The organism is Actinacidiphila yanglinensis (assembly GCF_900107965.1).
GTDB classification, from domain to species: domain Bacteria; phylum Actinomycetota; class Actinomycetes; order Streptomycetales; family Streptomycetaceae; genus Actinacidiphila; species Actinacidiphila yanglinensis.
On record NZ_FNVU01000024.1, the window covers coordinates 71740 to 93246 of the forward strand.

Below are 21507 nucleotides of genomic sequence, written 5' to 3' on the forward strand. Positions count from 1 at the left end.
AGCACGCCTGTACGTTACCGATAACTTACCAGCTCGGTGATTCCGTGACGAGGGGGTTCTATGGGCCTGATCGACCTGTCACGAACGACGAGTCGGCGCGCGCTGCTGGCTTCGTCGTTCGCCGGGGCCGCCGGTCTCGCGCTCAGTTCATGCGCCCGGGGCACGCTGTCCCGGCCCGCACCCGCCGACGTGCTCTCGCTGTTCAGCGACAACCCCAGCTGGAACTCCGGATTCCAGGACGCCGGGCGGCAGTTGAGCCGGCTGTCCGGATACCGGCTGGCACCGCAGGGCGTACCGAACGTCAGCAACTACCAGCAGATCGTGCGCATGTCGGCGCAGACCGACTCCACCGCGGACCTCATCAAGTGGTGGAACGGGTACCGGCTGCGCGACGTCGCCCGGGCCGGCATCCTCGCCGACGTGACCGCGGCGTGGGACGAGGCGGACCGCCGCGGCTGGTGCCGCGACCCCGCGCTGCGCGCGTCCTTCACCTCCGACGGCAGGCAGTACGGCGTGCCGCTGTACAAGTCGTACTACGCCGTCTTCTACAGCAAGCCGCTCTTCGCCCGGCTCGGCGTCGACGTGCCGACGACCTGGCAGGAGTTCCTGCACATCGTGGACACCGCGCACGCGCGGCACATCACGCCGATCGCGGCGGGCGGCGCGACCAGCTGGGAGTCGTCGATCTGGTTCCAGCAACTGGTCAACGGCCTCGACCACGACTTCTACCTCGACCTGACCGCGGGCAAGCGCTCCTACACCGACGTCCCCTGCCGGCAGGCGATGGAGGTGTGGAGCGACCTGTACCGGCGCGGGGCGTTCTCCTCGCCGGACGTGTCGGTCAGCGACCTGCCCGGCCGGTTCACCCAGGGCCGTACCGCCATGTGCCTGTACGGCACGTGGAACACCGGCGCGCTGCTCGACGCCGGACTCAAGAACGCCGACCTCGGCGCCTTCCTGCTGCCACCACCGCCCGGCGGGAACCGCTCGGTGGTCGTGGAGAGCGGGGTGCTGGCGGTGTCGGCCAACGCGCACAAGCGGCAGGCCGCCGAGGCCACCGCCCGTGCCTGGCTCGATCCGTCCGTGCAGCGGGCCTGGACGGGGTTCCTGCGCGACACCTCGGCGGACCCGTCGGTGGTACCGGACGTCGGGGCGGTGCGCGAGGTCGTCGCGCAGGTGCAGAAGGAACACGTCCCGCAGGCGGTGCGGTACTGGGAGGCCTCACCCCCGGTGCTGATCGAGGGCAACGTGCAGGACCTCAGCGCCTTCATGATCGACCCCACCCCCTCCCAGGCCGCGAAGACGGTCGCCAGCATGCAGCGCAGAGCCGAGAAGGAGTGGAAGGCGTGGAAGTCCTGACCACAGGAACCAAAGCAGTCGTCACCCGTACCGCGAACCGCCGGTCCGAGGGCCCGGTCCGCGCGCCACGCCAGGGCGGTGTCCGGCGGGCCGTCTGGGTGGGTGCGTTCCTCGCACCGGCCGTGGCGCTCGTCGCGGCACTCCTGGTGGTCCCGTTCGCGGTGACCGCGTACCGCAGCCTGTTCGACGACAACGGCATCACCGCGCGCTTCGTCGGCCTGGCCAACTACCGCTCGCTGCTGACCGATCCCGACTTCGGCCGGTCCCTGCTCAACACGGTCATGTGGGTGGTGGGCACGCTGGTCCTGCCGGTGCTGCTCGGGCTGCTGCTCGCGGTACTGACGCACTCCGTGCGCTGGGGCGCGGTGGCCCGCACCGCCGTGGTCATCCCCTACGCGCTGTCCGGGTCGGCCACCGCGCTGCTGTGGACGTACCTGCTCAAGAGCGACGGCGCGGTCAACCAGACACTGAGCGCGGTCGGGCTCGGCGGGTGGCAGCAGGACTGGCTGCTGCACTGGCCGCTGAACACGGTGGTGATGATCGTCGCCACCACGTGGCAGTCCACCGGCGCCGCCCTGCTGCTGTTCCTGATCGGGCTGCAGACCATCCCGGCCGAGACGATCGAGGCGGCGCGGATCGACGGCGCGCAGGGCCTGCAGATGTTCCTGAAGGTGATCGTGCCCCAACTGCGGCCCATGACCGTGGTGGTGGTCGGCATGTCCATCGTGAACAGCCTGAAGACGTTCGACATCGTCTGGCTGCTGACGCAGGGCGGGCCGGGCACCGCGTCGGAGACCCTGGCGCTGACGATGTACCGCCAGACCTTCACCCTCAACCGGTACGGCTACGGCGCCGCCGTGTCCGTGGTGCTGACGGCGGTGGTCGTCGCGGCGTCCTGGCTCTACCTGCGCCGCCAGGTCCAGCCGCAGCGGGGCGGTGCGGCATGACCGGCCGGGTGGTACGCCATGTCCTGGTCGCCCTGGTCTCGTTGCTGTGGCTGCTGCCGACCTGGCTGGTCGTCGTCAACGCGTTCACGCCGACCAAGCAGTACACCGGCTCCCCGCGCTGGTGGTTCAGCTCCTGGGGCCTGTTCCGCAACGTCCGTGCCGCCTTCAGCAGCGCGGACGTCGGGCAGGGCCTGCTCAACACCTTCCTGTACGCCACCGTGGGCGCCGCCGTCGCCGTGGTGATCGCGGCGCTGGCCTCCTTCGCGGTCACGGTCATGCCGATCCGCCGCCCGGGGATCTGGTTCTGGGCGATCTTCATCGGCACCGTGCTGCCCCTGCAGACCTTCCTGTCCCCGCTGTTCACCGGGTACGCGCGGACCGGCCTCTACGACACCCAGTACGGCATGGTGCTCGTCTACGTGGCGCTCACCGTGCCGTTCGCCTTCTTCGTCAACCGCAACTTCATGATGACGGTGCCGCGGGAGATCTCCGAGGCGGCGCAGCTCGACGGCGTCAACTGGCTCCGGATGTTCCTGTCCATCCACCTGCCGCTGGCCAGGAGCGCCCTGCTGGCCGCGTTCATCTTCCAGTTCACCTGGATCTGGAACGACCTGCTGTTCGGCATCACCCTCTCGCTCAGCCCCAACGTGCGGCCGGTGATGGCCACGCTGGCGGACCTGAGCGGCAACTACTCCACGGTGGGACCGCCCGCGGTCCTGGCCGGGGCCCTCGTCGCCTCGGTGCCCACCGTGGTGCTCTTCTTCGTCTTCCAGCGCTTCTTCGTCAACAGCCTGCGCCTGACGTCCTGACCGAACCACCTTGGGAGAGACAGCTCATGACGACGCGTGCCCTCGTACGCGACCGCCGTTGGTCGACCGACAAGGCCCGCCACAGCATGGTCGGGCTCGCCGTGGCGGCGACCGCCCAGGCCGGCGGCACCTCGCTGCGCGCCATGCCCGAACACCTCGTCCGGCGTACCCCGGACGGCGCGCTGCGCTGCGTGCGGATCCTGATCGGCGGCGATCCGGCCGGCCACGCCGGGTGGACCTTCACCGCCGAGGCCGCCGGGCACGGACCGATCCCGGTGCAGGCGGTGCCGGCGCCCGGCGGGCAGCGGCTGCTGCTGCCCCTGGAGGACGGCCCACGTGACGTGCGCATCACCGCGACCGGTCACGGCGCCACCGCCGTGCTGGCCTTCCGGCTGGAGCCGCCGCGGGAGTGGACGATCCATCTGGTGCACCACTCGCACCTCGACATCGGCTACACCGACCCGCAGGGCACGGTGCTCGGCGAGCACGTCGCGTTCCTCGACTCCTGCCTCGACCTGACCCGGGCCACCGACGGCTGGGACGACCACGCGAAGTTCCGCTGGGCGGTGGAGTCGCTGTGGTCCTTCGAGCAGTGGGCCGCGGCCCGGCCGCCGCAGCGGGTCGCCGAGTTCATCGCCCGCGTGAAGGCCGGCCAGATCGAGCTGACCGCCATGCCGTACAACCTGCACACCGACACCTGCTCCACGGACGAGCTGCACGAACTCCTGCGGCTGGCCCGCAGCGTCAAGCAGGCGCACGGCGTCGAGTTCCGCAGCGCCATGCAGACCGACGTGCCCGGCACCGTCGCCGGGCTGCCCGACGCGCTGGCCCCGCTCGGCGTGCGCTACCTGTCGGTCGCGCACAACTGGGCCGGCCGCTCGGTGCCCAACATGAACGGCGGGGCGCAGCTCCCCCGGCTGTTCCGCTGGCGCGCCCCGTCCGGGAACGAGCTCCTCACCTGGATGACCGACAGCCCGCACGGGCTGGCCTACATGGAAGGGCCCGTGCTCGGCTTCGACACCTCCTACGAGATGGTGGACGACCTGCTGCCCGCCTACCTGACGGCCCTGGCCACCAATCCCTACCCGATACCGCCCGAGCTGTTCGGTTCGCCGGGGCCGACCGCGGGGCACCGCGACCCGTACCCGTGGGACCTGCTGCACCTGCGGGTGCAGGGGCACTTCGGCGACAACGCGCCGCCGCGGCTGATCCTGGCCGAGACCGTGCGCCGCTGGAACGAGACCTGGGCCGCGCCGACCCTGCGGCTCTCCACGAACACGGACTTCTTCACCGACGCCGAGCAGCGGCTGGGCGACGCCGTCCCCGTCTTCGAGGGCGACTGGGGCGACTGGTGGGTGGAGGGCGTCGGCTCGGGCGCCCGGCCGCAGGCCATGGTCCGCCGCGCGCAGTCCACCGTGACCGACGCGTCGACCCTGTACGGCATGGCGGCCCTCAGCGATCCCGCGGGGCCGGCGCCCGCGCACGCCGAGGACGCCCGGCGCGGTGCGGCCGGCGTGTACCGGTCGATCTCGCTGTTCAACGAGCACACCTGGGGCGCGGGCGACCCCTGGACGCACGGCGACACCGGCATGCACTCCGGTGACCAGCAGTGGCACTGGAAGTACGGCTACGCCCTGCACGGCGACAACGACGCCGACACCTTCCTCGACCACGCCTCCTCCGCGCTGGGCGCGGTGCTGCCGGCGGCGGCCGGCGCCTGCGCCACCTTCTGGGCGGTCAACACCACCTCGGCGCCCCGCACTTCGGTGGTCGCGCTGTTCCTGCGGGAGAGCCGCGTCCCGCTGGACCGGGGCGTGTCCGTCGCCGACGGCCGCACCGGCAAGCACCTGCCGGTCGTGGAGGAGCCGCAGACCAACCCCGTCCACCGCGACGCCGGACGCTGGCTGCACGTCGAGGTGCCCGACGTGCCGCCGCTCGGGCTGGTCCGCCTCGACCTCACCACCACCGAGCAGGGCCCGGCCCGGCGCCTGCGGGCCAACGCCGACGACGACCGGGACCGCGGCGGCGACGGGCGCGGTCCCGACGTCCCGCCGCCGTCCGCCGAGAACCTGGTCCTGGAGAACGACCACCTCAGGGTGCGCGTCGACCTCGCCCGCTGCTGCGTCGCCGAGATCACCGAGAAGGCGACCGGCCGCGAACTCGTCGACACCGAGGCCGTGGTGGGCTTCAACGGCTACGTCTACGACACGTACACCACCGCTCCCGGCTACAACCACCAGGCCAACAAGACCACTTCGAGCGACGAGCTGGAACTGCTCGGCTCCCGTTCCCTGGCGCGCCCGGGCGTGCTGCTCGAACGCGTCGACGACGCCGTCGGCCGGCGCCTGACGTACGAGTACGCCGCGGACGGGGTGCGCCGGGCCCGGACCACGATCAGCCTGGGCCGCGACGACGCGCACGTGGTGATCGACAACCGCTTCGACAAGCCCGCGACGATGACGAAGGAGAGCGCCTACCTGGCCTTCCCGTTCGCCCTGTCCGACCCGTCGGTGCACTACGAGATCACCGGCGCGATGACGGGGACCGGTCTCGCGCACGTCCCCGGCGCTCCCCAGCACATGCGCGCCGTGCGGTCCTTCGTCGCGCTGGAGGACTCCGGCGGCCCTGTCGCGTGGGTCACGCGGGACGCGCCGCTGGTCGAGCCCGAGACCATCCCGCTGCCGTACGCGCCGTTCCCCGACTCCACGGCACCCCGGCAGCCGGGCACGGTCTACTCGTGGGTCCACAACAACCTGTGGGACACCAACTTCCCGTCCCAGCAGGGGTTCGACACCACCTTCCGCTACGCGGTCGGGGTCCGGCGCCGGGGCGAGACGGACATCTCCGCGCAGGCGCTGGCGCTGCGCACCGCCCAGGAGGTCGACCACCCGCTGGTGGGTGTCGCCGCCCACGGCGAACCCGTCGCCGGCGACGCGGCGGAGCGGGCGCTGCTGCGGCTGGACGACCCGAGCGTGCGCGTCATCGACGCGGCGCCCGTGCCAGGGCCCGCCGGGGACGGGGGAACCGGTGGGGCGGCCCCCACCGACATCCTGGTCCGGCTCCAGTCGTTCGCCACCGAGCCCCGCACCGTACGGCTCACCTGCGGCTTCCCGGTCACGCACGCCGAACGCGCCACCTTCCTCGGCGATCCGGCCGGCCCGGTCACGCGCGACGGCGACGACATCCTGGTGGAGATCCCCCGCCTGGGCAGCAGCGCCGTCCGCCTGCGCCCGGGCACGCCGGCCCGCTGAGGTCCGCCCTCCGCCCGGCCCGCCCCCGTCCCCACGGAGGCGGCCGGGCGCGGCCGGGTCAGCCGGAGTCGCCGGGGCGGGCCGGGGATTGCGGGTCGACCGTGTCAGTTGTGTCGGTTGTGTCGGTTGTACGGGCCCAGGCGGTACCGATCACGGTGCCCGCCGGCGGTACCGGCGGCACCGCGTCCGCCCAGAACGGTCCGCCGTCCTCGCGCCGGCCCTCCGCCAGGCGCGCCTCGACCACGGAGTCCTCGTCGTCGGACTCCAGCAGGAACTCGTTGCCCTCCGGGTCGGCCAGGACGACCTCGCCGAAGCCCCAGCCGTTGTGGTACTTGCGGATCACCGTGGCGCCCAGCGCGACGAGCCGCGCCGTCTCCTCCACGACGGTGCCGCGGTCCGGAACGAAGCGCAGGCAGGTCGAGCGTGGCCGCTGCCCGTACCCGTCGGCCATCGCGCGGCCGACCGTGGAGACCTCCTCGTCCCTGCCCCGGAACCAGAACTCCGCGTCCTCGGTGAAGCCCCCGCCGGAGCCGAGCGCGGCCTCCCAGAAGTTCCGCTGCCGCTCGACGTCGTCACACGGGATGATGATGTGATTGAGCCTCATGCGCCGACGCTAACCGCCCCTCCCCCGGAACGCCGCGCTCCGTCGGCCGAGCCGGGTTCGCCCGCTGTCGCGGGGACGGTCAGTGGGAGAGATTCGGGTACGCCATGAGGGCCAGTGCCTCGGTGGTCGAGCAGTCGGACTGCGGGGAGTTCTGATAGGTCATGTCCGCTGTCCCGAACGACGTCGGCCACGTGAGGACGCACATGCTCCGGTTGGCGCGCCAGACCTCGTAGGCGCCCTTGATGCGCCCGAACGGCACCGAGCCGGGGTCTCCGGCCCGTGCCTTCGCCATACTCTCGGTGTCGTAGCCGACCGAGAGCAAGGTGCCCGGGTTCGCATCCCACTCGCACCACCGGGAGTGCCCATGCACGTCGTCCGTGTGGTGCGTGGGAATGACGGACAGAAAACCGAGCTGGTTCAGGTCCGTCTGCGGCACGGCCGCGCAGGGATCACGCAGACCGCTCGGCAACTCGGCGGCATGGTGCCCCGGGCTCCACAGCACGAGTGGAACCACGATGGCTGCCACCACCGCGACGGCTCCCCCGGCGATGGCCGCTGTCCGGCCCCGTTTCGGCCTGCCGGGCTCGTGGTGCGGTCCGTCCCCGGCCTCAGGGGCGGGAGCTACCCCGGGGTCCGGCGGCACGGCGGAGTCCCGCGCCATGGTCCCCGCGGGCTCCGGCGCCGCCACCGCGAGATCCGGCGCCGTGGCCACGGCTGTCGGACCACCGCCGAGCGACATGCCGTCCAGCATGGCCTTCGCCGCCACGACGGTGGGGCGCCGGTTCGGGTCCTTCGTCATCAACCGGATGATCAGCGGGGCCAGTTCAGCGGAGCGCCGTGGCGCGGGCGGCTCGTCCAGCAGGATCGCGGCGAGCGTGGCGGTAGGCGTGTCGCGGCGGAACGGCGAGATGCCCTCCAGCATCTGATAGAGCGTCACCCCCAGCGAGAAGAGGTCGCTCACCCCCTGCCCGTCCGCGCCGCGGGCCCGTTCGGGCGCGACGTACTCGATCGACCCGATGAACCCGCCGGCCACGGTCAGGGCGGTGTCGGCCTGGTGGAGCGCGATACCGAAGTCGGTGAGCAGCACCTGGCCGTCGTCGGCCAGCATCACGTTGTCCGGCTTCACGTCCCGGTGCACGATCCCGGCCTCGTGAGCGGCGCCGAGTGCGGACAGAAGCGCCGCCGCGACCTTCGCCACGTCCTCCACCGGCAAGGGTCCGTGCGCCGTCTCGTGGTCGGCCAGCGAGGTCCCGGTGACCAGTTGCATGACGGTCCAGGGCACCCCGTTCTCGACGACCACGTCGTGCACGGTGACGATGTTCGGATGGTTGCGCAGCCTGGCGGCGTTACGGGACTCCCGCTCGGCCCGCACGACCCGCTCGGCCCGCTCCGCGCCGTTCATCGCCGGTGGCAGCCAGACCTCCTTGACCGCGACCTCGACGCGCAGCGCCTCGTCGTGCGCCTGCCAGACCCGCCCGAACCCCCCGGCGCCCAGCCTCCGTACCAACCGATAGCGTCCGCCGACCAGTTGGCCCGGCTGCGCCTCACCCGCCACAGTGCCCACCCGACCCCCGCACGCCGCTCCCGTGGGAGTCCACGGTACGGCGTTCCCGCCGCCACGCGTCAATGGCGCCGGTTGCCGGGAGGATCGGCTTCCTGCCCCCGGACCTTGCGGGACTCCCCCGAGGCGGGACGGCCTCGGCGCATAAATCGGTCGCACCGCGCTCCGCTCCCTGTTAGCTTCGCCGGTATGCAGCGCGCAGCGATGATCGCGAGGACGACGACGCCGGAGAGTGTCCCGGCGCGCTGACCGATGTCTTGAGTCCGAAGCCCCGGGGCGAACGCCCCGGGGCTTCGTGCTGCCGCGGGCCGCCCCGCCACCCCTGGGAGGCAGCATCATGAACGCGATCGACGGCGAGGCCGTGCACGACCACCGCAGGCTCGGCCGCGAGCTCGGCCTGTTCGACACCGACCCCTTGATCGGCGCGGGCCTGCCGTACTGGCTGCCCGACGGCGCGGCGCTGCGGCACGCGCTGGAGGAGTACATCCGCGGGCAGGAACGCGCGGCGGGGTACCGGCACGTGTACTCGCCGGTGCTCGGCAAGCGGGAGCTCTACGAGGTGTCCGGGCACTGGGCGCACTACCGGGAGGACATGTTCCCGCCGATGGAGGTGGGCGGCGAGGAGATGGTGCTGCGGCCGAGCCTGTGCCCGCACCACGCGGTGCTCTTCCGCTCGCGGGCCCGCAGCTACCGCGAACTTCCGCTGCGGATGGCGGAGTTGGGCGGCATGTTCCGGGCCGAGCTGTCGGGCGTGCTGGGCGGGCTGACCCGGGTGCGGGCGATCCAGCTCAACGACGCGCACATCTTCTGCACCCCCGAGCAGGTCGGGCAGGAGGCCGCGGGCGCGCTGGAGATGATCGGGCGCGCCTACGACGCGATGGGCATCCGCGCGGCCCGCTACCGCCTCTCGCTCCCGGGCAAGGGCGGCAAGTACGTGGCCGCGCCCGAGGCATGGCGGCGGGCGACCGAGGAACTGGTGGACGTGCTGGAGCGGCTCGGCCTGCCCTACGACGCGGACGAGGGCGAGGCGGCGTTCTACGGGCCGAAGATCGACGTGCAGGTCATCGACCACGCCGGGCGGGAGTCCACCCTGTCCACCGTGCAGGTCGACTTCCACCAGCCGGAGCGCTTCGACCTGCGGTACGTGGGCGCGGACGGCGGCAGGCACCGGCCGGTGATGGTGCACCGCAGCGTCGTCGGGAGCGTGGAGCGGGCGGTGGCGCATCTGGTGGAGGTGCACGGCGGGGCGTTCCCGGTGTGGCTCGCACCGGTGCAGGTGGTGGTGCTGCCGGTCGGGGCGGACCAGCGGGCCAGCGCCGAGGCGTTCGCCGCCCGGTGCGCGGCACTCGGGCTGCGGGCGGAGGTGTCCGATCCCGAGGACGGCAGCCTCGGCGCGCGCATACGGCAGGCGCGCCTGGTCCCCTACCAGGCCGTGGTCGGGCCGAGGGAGGTCGCGGACGGGCTGGTCGCGCTGCGGCTGCGCGACGGGCGGCGGCCGCGTCCGCTGCCGGAAGCGGAGGCGGCGGCGCGGATCGCCGCGGTGGCCGGGGAGCACGGCGTGCGGTTGTGGGACGAGCAGGAGGACGACCGGGTGCGGTGATGCGTCCGCACACAGCCTTCTGACGAGCCGTCATCGAGAGGGACCGTCCTGCCCGGCAGCGGGCGGGACGGCCCCCTCGGACGCCGGCGCGGGTGGGCGCGGATGGGCGCGGTGGATCAGAACTGCACGTCCGCGCAGGAGTAGAAGGCGTTGCCGGTGTCGGCGATCGTCCACACGCCGAGGATGAGCTGCTTGCCGGTGTGCCCGGTGGGGATCGTGCCCTGGTGGACGACCGTGGCCGGCGGCTGCGCGCCGTTGTAGGGCACGGTCAGGAACGGGGTGGTGGTGATCTCGGAGCGGGTCAGCGGCTTGGTCGGGTCGTAGCTGCTGTTGGTGATGTAGTAGGAGAAGTCGGTGGTCGAGTGCTGGGCGGTGAGCTTCCACGTGAAGGTGTAGCTCTGGCCGCCGGTGACGTGGGTGGCCGGCCACGCGCCGCCGCGCGGGTCGTCGAGCTGGGCGAAGCGGGCGATGCCGCCGCTGCAGATGCTGCCGTCGGCGGGACCGGCGGCCGGGAAGCCCTTGGGACCCTCGACGCTCTGCGGTTCGTACTGGATGTCACCGCAGTTGGTCACGGTACCGGCGGCGCAGAGCGCGGCGCGGCTGGGCGGGGTGCTGATGTAGCCGTGGCTGCTGGCGCTGCCGGTGCTCAGGGCGAAGGCGGAGGCGACGCCGAGGCCGACCACCGCGGTGGCGATCTTCTTGCGCATGGTGGACTCCAGGGGTGGGGGGCAGGTCCAGAAACCCGGATCAGGTCTAGACCAAATCGCACGCTAGCCCCAAGAATTCACCATGTCCACATCAAGTCTCGGCCAATCCCCGTGCGGTGGCGCGGCGCGGCCGGGCGAGGGCGCGCGCCGCCGCACCGCTCGGGTGCTATGACGACCCGTCAGCTCGTGAGCTGGTCGGCGATGTCGGCCAGGTGCCTGCCCTGATAGTGCGCCGCGTCCAGCGTCGCCTGGTCCGGGCCCTCGCCGCCGCCGCTCGGCCAGCTCGTGCCGTACGGGTTGCCGCCCGCCGCGAACAGCAGCGGGTCGGTGTAGCCGGGCGGGACGATGATGCAACCCCAGTGGTAGAAGACGTTGTTCATCGACAGCAGGGTGGACTCCAGGCCGCCGTGCCGGTTCATGGCCGACGTGAAGCTGGTGGCGGGCTTGTTGTGGAAGACACCGGCCTGCCACTGCGTGCCGGTGGAGTCGATGAACTGCTTGAGCTGGGCCGTGACGTTGCCGAAGCGGGTCGGCGAGCCGAAGGCGTAGGCGGTGGCCCACTCCAGGTCCGCCAGGGTCGCCTCCGGCACCGTGTCCTTGGTGGCGTCCACATGCGCGCGCCAGGCCGGGTTGGCGTCGATGGCGTGGTCCGGGGCGAGTTCGGCGGCCCTGCGCAGGCGCACCTCGGCGTCCCGGCTCTCGGCGCCCTTGGCAACAGCCTGGGCCAGCTGGTGGACGTTCCCGGTGGCGCTGTAGTAGATGACGGCAACTCGGACAGTCACGTGCGTTTCTCCCGCCCGCTCGACAGTGATGCGGTGTGCGTAGGTGCGTAAGTGCGCGGCTGCGACGACGCGGTGGCGCGGTGGCGCATCCCGGTCACGCGCCCCCACTGTCCGCGCTGCGCCCGCTCCCCGCGGCGACCGGCATGCTGTACCGCCCGCGGTTCACCCGTACGGCGGCCGTGAAACGCGCTCGGGCCGGCGCGCAGGCCGAACAGCAGAGCGGCGCACGCCTCCGGGACCGACCCGGGACGCGCGCCGCCTGCTCGCTCCGCTCCGCTACATCGGATCCGACTCCCCCGCTCCGGCCGCGGCGGACGCCTCGCCCGCCGGGACGCGGAGGCCGTCCGCACCCGGGGACCGCGCCGTTCGGCCCGCGTTCAGGTGCCGGCGGCCGAACCGCCGCACCAGCGGCGTCTCCACGCACCGGTACAGGAGGAAGGCGGCCAGGCAGATCACCACCAGCAGGCCGATCACCAGGAAGACGGCGGTCGGCAGCGAGAACGTCCGGGTGCCGATGAGGTGGGCGGTCTCCACCAGGATGATCCAGTGGACCATGTAGAAGGCGAAGGAGATCTCGCCCAGGAACACCATCGGCCGCCTGCGGAACACCGAGGCGGCGCCCTGCCGGTCCGCCACCGCAGCGGCGGCGATCAGCGGCGCGGTCAGCACCGTCCCGACACCGGCGGAGCCGGCCAGGTAGGGCTCGTGCACCGCCAGCACGTATCCGCCGGCGGCGAGCACGAAGGCGGGCGCCAGGCTGATGAAGCGCGGCCACCGGCCCGCCGCGACGATCCGGGCCAGCACGATGCCCAGCACGAACTCCAGGGCGCGTACCGGCGGGAAGAAGTACACCAGCCACACCTGGGAGAACGACACCCCGGAGACGCCGAAGAGGGCGAGCCGCGGCTGGTCGCTCACCACGTAGGTGGCGATGAGGAACACCCCGACGATCAGCGCCAGCACCGTGGCCAGTGTCGGCCACAGCCACTTCTCGCTGATCCGGCGCAGCCCGAACAGCAGCACCGGGAAGCTCAGGTAGAAGAAGAACTCACACGTCATCGACCAGGTCACGCCGTTGACCGCCGAGACGGTCTGCACGTCGCGGAACCACGACTGCTGCATGGTCCCGGACGCGATCCAGTCGACCGTGCGGGTCGGCCGGTTGGTGTCGGCGACCATGAGGGCCGCCAGCCCGAAGGTGACCAGGTGCATGGGGCCGATCTTCACCAGCCGGCGGCGCCAGAACGACGGCGCCGTGTCGTCCGACTGCGCGGTCCAGGTCAGCACGAAACCGCTGAGGATGAAGAAGAAACCGACACCGTAGGAGCCGGAGAGGGTGAATGCCTTTCTGAGCTGATCTCCGGTGTGCCCGGGGACGATTGTCGTGTAGACGAGGACGTGCGTGACGAAGACCATAAAGGCCGCCAGGAATCGCAGTCCGGTCAGCGACGGAAGCCGCGAGTATCCCTCCTGTGCCGGTGCGAGGGCGCGGCCCACGCTCGCATCCGTGCGCTGGGTCACCATGACGTGATCCGGGATCGAGCGGGCCGGGGCGGCACCGCGCGGGCGACGCCGAGCCGGCCGACCGGCTCGCTGGAACGGCTGAAGAAGCCCAGTTCAACGGGGATTTGCTGGCGCGTCACCGGCAGCCGGCGGGTGGGGTCGCCAGCGAGGCCCGGCAGGTGCGGAAGGGGACGGGTGGGCGGGGTCTGGGTTGTCGCAGAAAAGGCCTTCTGCGATATCGGATATCGCAACAACGAGTAGCCTCCGTACTAGTGAGCGGACGCGACGGGGTGGCGGCACCTTCGCACGTTTTCGGCCACGACCGGTAATTCTCCGGTAACCGCTGGCCCGCGCCTGGATTACCGTGCGATGGGCGAATGCGGCCGGCGTGCGGGATATCGTGCACACCGCAATCCACTGATGGATGAGGAGTGCTCGTGACCAAGCCGGCCACACAAGACGTTCGGATCGGCGCAGGATCCGGCACGGTGCCGTGGGTGCTGTCCGGGCGGAGCGAGGCGGGCCTGCGCGCCCAGGCCGCCCGGCTGCTGGCCCGATTCGGGTCCGGCGGAGGGCCGGACGTCACCGACGAGATCACCGAGGTGGGCCGCTCGCTGGTGGCGGCCGGCGCGGCGTTCGAGTACCGGGCCGTGGCCCTGGGCCGCGACGGCGCGGAACTGCTCGCCGCGGTGGGCGCGCTCGCCGAGGGGCGGTCCGCGCCCAACCTGGTCAGCGGGCGGGCGACCCGGGGCGCGCAGGCCCGCCCGGTGTTCGTCTTCCCCGGCCAGGGCACCCAGTGGGTCGGCATGGCGGTGGAACTGCTGGACACCTCACCGGTGTTCGCCCGGGAGATCCGGGCCTGCGAGAAGGCGCTCTCGCCGTACGTCGACTGGTCCCTGGAGGACGTGCTGCGCGCGGTTCCCGGCACGCCGCCGCTGGACCGGGTGGACGTCGTCCAGCCGGTGCTGTTCTCGATGATGCTGTCGCTGTCCCGGCTGTGGCGCTGGTTCGGCGTCGAGCCGGCTGCGGCGGTCGGCCACTCGCAGGGCGAGATCGTCGCCTCGCACGTCGCCGGCGCGCTGCGGCTGGAGGACGCGGCGCGGATCGTCGCGCTGCGCAGCCAGGCGCTGACGGCGATCCGCGGCCGGGGCGAGATGCTGACCGTGATGGCCCCCCAGGACAAGGTGCGCGCGCTGCTCGCCGACTGGGAGGACGTCCTGTCGGTGGCCGCGGTGAACGGGCCGGCCACCACCACGGTGTCGGGCGACGTGGCGGCGATGCGCGAGTTCGGCGCCGCGCTGTCCGCGGCGCGGATGATGCGCTGGCAGGTGCCGGGCGTCGACTTCGCCGCACACTCCCCGCACGTGGAGGACCTGCGCGGGACGCTGCTCGATCTGGCCGCCGGGATACGGCCCGCGCGCGGCGAGGTGCCGTTCTACTCCACGGTGACCGGGAAGCCCCTGGACACCGAGGAGTTGACCGCGGAGTACTGGTACCGCAACCTGCGCCAGACGGTGCGGTTCGACGAGGCGGTCCGCTCGCTGGTCGCCGACGGCCACACGATCTTCGTCGAGTGCAGCGCGCAGCCGGTGCTCACCGTCGGCATGCAGGACATCGTCGAGGAACTGGGCCGCTCCGCGGTGCTGATGGCGACGCTGCGCAAGGAGGACGGCGGGATGGGCCGGTTCCTCTCGGCGCTGGCCGAGGCGTACGTGCACGGCGTGGCGGTCGACTGGAGCGCGGCCTTCGCGCCCGTCGGCCCCTGAACGGGCGGGAGGCCCGGGGGCCTTCGCCCCCGGGCCTCCCGGACTCCCGTACGGGCGAGGTCAGTCGACGTCCAGCCCCAGCTGCCGCAGCTTCGGCTCGATGACCACCCGGCAGTACGGCTCGAAGCGGTTGCGGTTGTAGAAGTCCTGCTGGTCGGCGTCCGCCTCGATGAACTGGCCGAACGGCCGCAGGTCGGTCACGATGTCCCGGCCGAGTTGCTGCCGGACCAGCTCCATGACCTTCTCGGAGCGCACGCGCTGCTCGTCGTCGGCGTAGAAGACGGTCGAATGGTAGACGGAGCCGAAGTTCGCGCCGCTCTGGTTGGGCGTGGTCGCGTCATGGCTCTGGAAGAAGAGGTCGAGTACCTCCTCGAAGGAGATCTCGTCCGGACGGAACGTCAGCCGCACCGCCTCGACGAATTTCTGCGGGTTGAGCCCGTAGCGTTCATACGCCTCGTAATCGGGAAGCGGGCCGTCATCTCCGGCGAATCCGGAGACACTTGACGTGATCCCGGGGATCCGGCGCGCCACCGCGTCGAAACACCAGAAACAACCGGGGCCGAGAGTAAGCGTCTCTAATACGCCGTTCACGGATGTTTCATCGGCCATCCGAAATTCCTTCCCAGACTCTCGTCCGAATGATGAGATTGATGATATCAGCGGGGAACCCGCCCGGTCCGCGGCCGGGGACGATGCGGAGCGGGCCCGGCCGCCGGGGGCGAGGCGGCCGGCGCGGGGCTATCGGGACGGGACGGAGTCCGGACGATCTCGCGGGTCGCGAACCGGAGGGTAGCGCGCGAGTGAACCGCGCCCGGCCATCGAGCGGTAATTCCGCACTTCGTACGCGGTTACCGGGTGATTACCCACCGCTGCGGAAACCGTGGAAGGCTGCCGACACCAAGTCGCGTCCGATTTCCGGTACGGAGGCTACTCGTTGTCTGGATATCCGATATCACAGGCCACTATCCCTGCGCAACCACGGACTACCCCCACCCATTCAGTGCTGCACCTGCTGCATCTGCTGCGCCCCGCCGACCCCTCGGTGCTCCACCTGCCGATGACGGACCCGCAGCTGGTCGAGGAGGTCGTCGCCCGCGTCGGCTCGGGCACGACCGGGTGGGCGATCGAGAAGAGCCGCCTGCTCATGGCCGAGCTGGCCGGTGAGCCGTTCGCCCGCTTCGACCAGAAGTCCTGCAGCGAGACGAGACTCGTCGAGGCGATAGCGCTCTGGGTCGTCCTGCGGCTGAGCGGCGTGCGCGCCATTACCGGACTGCTTTCCGCGGAGCTCACCCACGCCATTCGGGAGCGCATCGGCGACAACGCGACCGTCGATCCCCTGCTCGGATACGTCAGGGCGGCTCACGCGCGTTTCACCCACGACCTCTTCGAGTTCCGTGACGCGATGATCCCCACCGAGGACCAGCCGGCCATGATGCGTTCCATCTCGGCCGCGCTGTTCGAGGGGATGGAGACCCTCTCCGCCGCGGTGACCGAGAAGTTCGCCGCCGAGCGCAACCGCTGGTTCACCGGATCGGTGGGCGAGCGCTTCGAGCTGGTGTCCGCGATCCTCAAGGGCCAGCCGGTCGACACGCGAAGGGCGCTGCGCCAGCTGCGCTACGACCTGACGCTGCATCATGTCGCCCTCGTCCTGTGGCAGGACGAGATCACGCCCGACAGCAGCCGGGAACTGGAGACCGCGGCGGTGCGCCTGCTGGATCAGGCCGACTGCTCCAGCATGCTGCTGCTGCCCGCGGGCCCGGGGCGGTTGTGGGCGTGGGGCGGCCGCGCCAGCGACCGCCCGGGCGAGCTGCGGCACTCGGACAAGCCGGTGCAGCTGCCCCCGCACGTCCATGTGGCGTCCGGGCTGCCCGGCGACGGTGTGGCCGGCTTCCTGCGCTCCCACGAGCAGGCGATCACCGCCGAGCGGGTCGGCCGCATCACCGAGCCGGGCCCGTCCCGGCTGTGCGACTACGGCGACCTGGAGCTGGTGATCCTGCTCGGCGACGACGCCGAGGGCACCGCGGACTTCGTGCGCCGCGAACTCGGCCCGCTCGCCGCCGACAACCGGTCCATGGCCGCGCTGCGGGAGACCGTGTGCTGCCTGCTGGACAACGAGCGCGGCGTGGCCGTGACGGCCAAGCACCTGCACATCGCGAAGAACACCGTGGCGTACCGGGTGAAGAAGGCGGAGCAGCTCCTCGGGCGGTCCCTGCGCGAGGACCGGCTCCGGCTGCACCTGGCGCTCTACCTGGCGGGACGGCTCGGCTCATCGGTACTGGCCGGCGAGGGGCCCGCGGCGGGACTGGAGAACTCGATTCGGGCGGTGGGCAGATGAGCGCGGAGCAGACCAACAAGGACGGAAAGCTGCTCGACTACCTCAAGTGGGTGACCGCGGACCTGCACAAGGCGCGGGCCCGGGTCGAGGAACTGGAGTCGAGCCGTTCCGAGCCCATCGCGGTGCTGGGCATGAGCTGCCGCTACCCCGGCGACGTGCTGACGCCCGACGACCTGTGGCGGGTGGCCGCCGACGGCGTCGACGCGATCAGCCCCTTCCCCGGCGACCGCGGCTGGGACGTCGAGGGCATGTACGATCCGGACCCCGACGCCCCCGGCAGCTTCTACGCACGTGAGGGCGGCTTCCTCAGCGACGTCAAGGGCTTCGACCCGGCGTTCTTCGGGATCTCGCCGCGCGAGGCGCTGGCGATGGACCCGCAGCAGCGGCTGCTGCTGGAGACCACCTGGGAGGCGGTCGAGCGCGCCCGGATGGACCCGCGCGCCCTGCGGGGCAGCGACACCGGGGTCTTCGTCGGCGTGATGTACACCGGCTACGACTCCACGATCGACTCCACGGCGACCGGCGTCGAGGGCCACGCCATGACCGGGATGCTCACCAGTGTCGCGTCCGGCCGGATCTCCTACGTCCTCGGCCTGGAGGGGCCGACGGTCAGCATGGACACGGCCTGCTCCTCGTCGCTGGTGTCGATCCACCACGCCGTGTCGGCGCTGCGCGCCGGCGAGTGCTCGCTGGCGCTGGCCGGCGGGGCGATGGTGATCCCGATCCCGGACGGCTTCGTGGAGTTCTCCCGGCAGCGCGGGCTGGCGCCGGACGGACGCTGCAAGGCGTTCTCGGCCTCCGCGGACGGCACCGGCTTCTCCGAGGGCGCCGGCATGCTGATGCTGGCACGGCTGTCCGACGCCCAGCGACTCGGCCACCCGGTGCTGGCGGTGATCCGCGGCACCGCGGTGAACTCCGACGGCGCCTCCAACGGGCTGACCGCGCCGAGCGGTCCCTCGCAGCAGCGGGTGATCCGCCGGGCCCTGGCGAACGCGGGCCTGTCCCCCGCCGAGGTCGACGTCGTGGACGCGCACGGCACCGGCACCATGCTCGGCGACCCGATCGAGGCGCAGGCGCTGCTGGCGACCTACGGCCAGTCCCGGCCGGAGGACCAGCCGCTGCTGCTGGGCTCGTTGAAGTCGAACATCGGGCACACCCAGGCGGCCGCCGGCGTGGCCGGCGTGATCAAGATGGTCATGGCGATGCGGCACGGCACGGTGCCGAGGACCCTGCACATCGACGAGCCGACGCCCGCGGTGGACTGGACCGCCGGGGCGATCGAGCTGGTGACCGAGAACCGGCCGTGGCCCAGGACCGGGCGGCCCCGGCGGGCGGCGGTCTCCTCCTTCGGGGTGAGCGGCACCAACGCGCACGTCGTCCTCGAACAGGCCCCCGAGCCGCCGGTCCCGCCGGCCGAGGAGGTCCAGCCGGCCGAAGCGGTCCGGCCGACCGGAGAAGCCCAGCCGGCCGGAGAGGCGCGCACGCAGTCGCCCGCGCTGCCGGCCGTGCCGGTGGCGCTGTCCGCCCGTACGCCTGCCGCGCTCGCCGCCCAGGCCGGGCGGTTGCTGGCCACCGCGCGGTCCGCGGACCCGCTGGACCTCGCGCTCTCGCTGGCCGCCACCCGCACGGTCTTCGATCACCGCGCTGTGGTGGTGGCGGGTGACCGTGACGAGCTGGTGGCGGGGCTGGGTGTGCTCGCGTCGGGTGGCACGGATGCGGGTGTGGTGTCGGGTGCGGCGGGCACGGGGGGCACAGCGTTCGTGTTCACCGGCCAGGGTGCGCAGCGGGCCGGGATGGGGCGGGAGTTGTGCGAGGCGTTCCCCGTGTTCGCCGCGGCGTTCGACGAGGTGTGCGCCGGCTTCGAGGGGTTGCTGCCGGGGTCGTTGAAGGACGTGGTGTTCGGCGGTGAGGGGCTGGACGAGACCGGGTGGACGCAGCCGGCGCTCTTCGCGTTCGAGGTGGCGCTGTTCCGGCTGCTGGAGTCGTGGGGCGTGGCTCCGGACTTCGTGACGGGCCACTCGGTGGGCGAGCTGGCGGCGGCGCACTGCGTCGGGGTGCTGGGGCTGGCCGACGCGTGCCGGGTGGTGGCGGCGCGCGGCCGGTTGATGCAGGCCCTGCCGTCGGGCGGGGTGATGGTCGCGGTGGAGGCGAGCGAGGCGGAAGTCGCCGCGCTGCTGGTGGGGTTGGAGGACCAGGTGGGGTTGGCGGCGGTGAACGGGCCCTCGGCGGTGGTGGTGTCGGGGGCGGAGGAGTCCGTGGCGGGCGTGGTGGACGCGGTGCGGGGGTGGGGGCGCAAGGTGCGGCGGCTGGCGGTGTCGCATGCGTTCCATTCGCCGCTGATGGACCCGGTGCTGGAGGAGTTCGGATCGGTGGCGGGCGGGGTCGAGTGGTCGGCGCCGGCCGTGCCGATGGCCGGTGGCGAGGGGGTGGGCTCGGCGGCGTACTGGGTGGAGCACGTGCGGCAGCCGGTGCGGTTCGCCGACCACCTGGAGTGGCTGCGGGACCGGGGCGTGACCCGGTTCGTGGAGATCGGGCCGGAGGGTGTGCTGTCGGCGATGGGCCCGGCGTGCGTGGACGGGTCGTTCGTGGCGCTGCAGCGTCGTGACCACTCCCAGGTGCGGGCGCTGGTCTCGGGGCTGGCGCGGCTGCACGTGGCGGGTCGCACCGTGGGGTGGTCGACGGTCCTGGCCGGCCGCGGCGGCGATCTGATCGACCTGCCCACGTATCCCTTCCAGCACCAGGACTACTGGCTGGACAGCATCTCCTCGGGCGCGCGGACCGGCGGCCCGGGCCTTTCACCGGAACACCCGGTGCTCACGGAGTCCGTCGCGCTCGCCGGCACCGACGAGGCGGTCCTCACCGGGCGCCTGTCGCTGCACAGCCACCCCTGGCTCGCCGACCACCGCGTGGACGGCGAGATGACGCTGCCCTCCGCGGCCCTCGCCGACCTGGCGGTCCGGGCGGGCGACGAGGTCGGCTGTTCCGGCCTGGCCGAGCTGGCCGTCGACGTGCCGCTCACCGTCCCCGACGGCGGCGCGGTCCGGGTGCAGGTGGCCGTGGGCGCGCCCGGCGAGGACGGGCGGCGGCGGATCACCGTCGGCTCCCGGCCCGACCGCAAGGACCGCAGGGATCCCCGGGCCCCCGAGGACCGGGACGCCGCGTGGAGGGTGCACGCCACCGGCCTGCTCACCGAGCCGACGCCGGCACCGATGATCTCCCAGGCCGCCTGGCCGCCCCCCGGCGCGGCACCGGTCGAACTCGACGGCCTCTACGCGAAGTCGGCGCAGGACGGCCGCGCCTACGGGCCGTCCTTCCAGGGGCTGGCGGCGATGTGGCGGCTCGGCGAGGAACTCCTCGCCGAGGTGCGGCTTCCCGACGGCACCGAGCCGGGCGCGTTCGGGATCCATCCGGCGCTGCTCGACGCCGCGCTGCACCCGCTGCTGGCGACCGGGCAGAACCCCTCGGACCTGTCCTGGCACGGGTTCGACCTGTATGCCGCCGGACCGCGCGCGCTGCGCGTCCGGATCCGGCCCAAGGGCGAGGACGGGTTCCGGCTGTGGCTGGCCGACGAGGCCGGGGAACCGGTCGCCGAGGTGCGCGCGTTGCGCCGGCGCCCGGCCGCTCCCGCGGAGCGGCCCGCCCCCGGCACCGGTGACTCGCTCTTCCACGTGGTCTGGTCGCCGGTCGTCCTGCCCGACCCGGAGGACCTCGACCCGGCCCGCTGGGCCGCGCTCGGGGACACCCCGCTGGCGGATCCGGCGCGCCCGGTGCGGCACGCCGCGGAGGCCGCCGGCGACATCCTGGTCGCGGTGATCGACGAGTCGGGCGCCGGCGAACCGGTGGCCGCGGCGCACCGGGCCACCGCGCGGGCGCTCGCACTGGTGCAGGACGGGCTGGCGTCCGGGGTCGCGCGGCTGGTGCTGGTGACGCGGAACGCCGTCGCCACCCGCGACGGCGAGGACCTCGAACTCGGCTCGGCCCCCGTGTGGGGCCTGGTCCGGTCGGCCCAGGTGGAGAACCCGGGCCGGATCACGCTGATCGACATCGACGGCAGCGCGGCGAGCGCCGCGCAGTTGCCCGCCGCCCTCGTCTCCGGCCACGAGCAACTGGCGCTGCGCGAGGGGCGCGCGAGCACCCCCCGGCTCGCCCGGGTGCACGAAAGCATCGCGGCCGGGCCGGAGTTGACGCCGGAGGGCACGGTCCTGATCACCGGCGGCACCGGAGCCCTCGGCACGCTCTTCGCCCACCACCTCGTCACCGCCTACGGGGCCCGCCACCTCCTG

Annotated in this window: 13 protein-coding genes and 1 pseudogene; 8 read left to right on the plus strand and 6 right to left on the minus strand. The window is 72.5% G+C overall.

The window, feature by feature from the left end:
- Window positions 1-60 precede the first annotated feature (60 nt).
- The 4 genes from C4U44_RS43360 to C4U44_RS35265 are packed head-to-tail and all read left to right on the plus strand — an operon-like array spanning window position 61 to window position 6366.
- The gene (locus C4U44_RS43360) at window positions 61-1359 is read left to right on the plus strand and encodes an ABC transporter substrate-binding protein (RefSeq protein WP_103890160.1); all 1299 of its coding nucleotides are present in this window, start codon (window positions 61-63) and stop codon (window positions 1357-1359) included.
- A complete protein-coding gene (locus C4U44_RS35255; protein WP_103890161.1) occupies window positions 1347-2306 on the plus strand; it encodes a carbohydrate ABC transporter permease in 960 nt (319 codons plus the stop codon). Before C4U44_RS43360 ends, C4U44_RS35255 begins: the two co-directional genes overlap by 13 nt.
- A complete protein-coding gene (locus C4U44_RS35260; RefSeq protein WP_103890162.1) occupies window positions 2303-3115 on the plus strand; it encodes a carbohydrate ABC transporter permease in 813 nt (270 codons plus the stop codon). The genes C4U44_RS35255 and C4U44_RS35260 overlap by 4 nt, the downstream gene beginning before the upstream one ends.
- 26 nt (window positions 3116-3141) lie before the next feature.
- The gene (locus C4U44_RS35265; RefSeq protein WP_103890163.1) at window positions 3142-6366 is read left to right on the plus strand and encodes a glycoside hydrolase family 38 N-terminal domain-containing protein; all 3225 of its coding nucleotides are present in this window, start codon (window positions 3142-3144) and stop codon (window positions 6364-6366) included.
- Window positions 6367-6424: 58 nt separating this feature from the next.
- On the opposite strand, the gene C4U44_RS35270 is transcribed toward C4U44_RS35265, so the two are convergent.
- Both C4U44_RS35270 and C4U44_RS35275 read right to left on the minus strand, forming a co-directional pair.
- Entirely contained in the window at window positions 6425-6970 is a 546-nt protein-coding gene (locus C4U44_RS35270) for a VOC family protein (RefSeq protein ID WP_103890164.1), read from the minus strand.
- 79 nt (window positions 6971-7049) lie between these two features.
- Window positions 7050-8534: a serine/threonine-protein kinase gene (locus C4U44_RS35275; RefSeq protein ID WP_160145175.1), complete on the minus strand. Its 1485-nt coding sequence runs from the start codon at window positions 8532-8534 to the stop codon at window positions 7050-7052.
- 358 nt (window positions 8535-8892) lie between these two features.
- Between C4U44_RS35275 and thrS the strand changes: the two genes are divergently transcribed.
- Window positions 8893-10131: a threonine--tRNA ligase gene (gene thrS / locus C4U44_RS35280; protein ID WP_103890207.1), complete on the plus strand. Its 1239-nt coding sequence runs from the start codon at window positions 8893-8895 to the stop codon at window positions 10129-10131.
- Window positions 10132-10247: 116 nt separating this feature from the next.
- Here thrS and C4U44_RS35285 read toward each other — a convergent pair whose 3' ends face one another.
- From C4U44_RS35285 to C4U44_RS35295, 3 genes are all read right to left on the minus strand, one after another.
- Window positions 10248-10838, minus strand: coding sequence for a lytic polysaccharide monooxygenase auxiliary activity family 9 protein (locus C4U44_RS35285; RefSeq protein ID WP_103890166.1), 591 nt, complete (start codon window positions 10836-10838; stop codon window positions 10248-10250).
- 179 nt (window positions 10839-11017) lie between these two features.
- Complete coding sequence (gene wrbA / locus C4U44_RS35290) at window positions 11018-11620, minus strand: NAD(P)H:quinone oxidoreductase (RefSeq protein WP_103890167.1); 603 nt, start codon at window positions 11618-11620, stop codon at window positions 11018-11020.
- 276 nt (window positions 11621-11896) lie between these two features.
- Window positions 11897-13144 (minus strand): acyltransferase family protein, encoded by a 1248-nt coding sequence (locus C4U44_RS35295; RefSeq protein WP_103890168.1) that lies wholly within the window; start codon window positions 13142-13144, stop codon window positions 11897-11899.
- 416 nt (window positions 13145-13560) lie between these two features.
- Here C4U44_RS35295 and C4U44_RS35300 point away from each other — a divergent pair, with 416 nt between their 5' ends.
- Complete coding sequence (locus C4U44_RS35300) at window positions 13561-14889, plus strand: acyltransferase domain-containing protein (protein ID WP_103890169.1); 1329 nt, start codon at window positions 13561-13563, stop codon at window positions 14887-14889.
- A gap of 60 nt (window positions 14890-14949) precedes the next feature.
- On the opposite strand, the gene C4U44_RS35305 is transcribed toward C4U44_RS35300, so the two are convergent.
- Window positions 14950-15498 (minus strand): peptide-methionine (S)-S-oxide reductase, encoded by a 549-nt coding sequence (locus C4U44_RS35305; protein WP_103890170.1) that lies wholly within the window; start codon window positions 15496-15498, stop codon window positions 14950-14952.
- A 391-nt stretch (window positions 15499-15889) separates the two neighbouring features.
- Here C4U44_RS35305 and C4U44_RS35310 point away from each other — a divergent pair, with 391 nt between their 5' ends.
- Both C4U44_RS35310 and C4U44_RS35315 read left to right on the plus strand, forming a co-directional pair.
- Complete coding sequence (locus C4U44_RS35310; RefSeq protein WP_103890171.1) at window positions 15890-17224, plus strand: PucR family transcriptional regulator; 1335 nt, start codon at window positions 15890-15892, stop codon at window positions 17222-17224.
- A gap of 20 nt (window positions 17225-17244) precedes the next feature.
- Window positions 17245-21507 (plus strand): annotated as a pseudogene (locus tag C4U44_RS35315) (type I polyketide synthase); the annotation flags it as partial.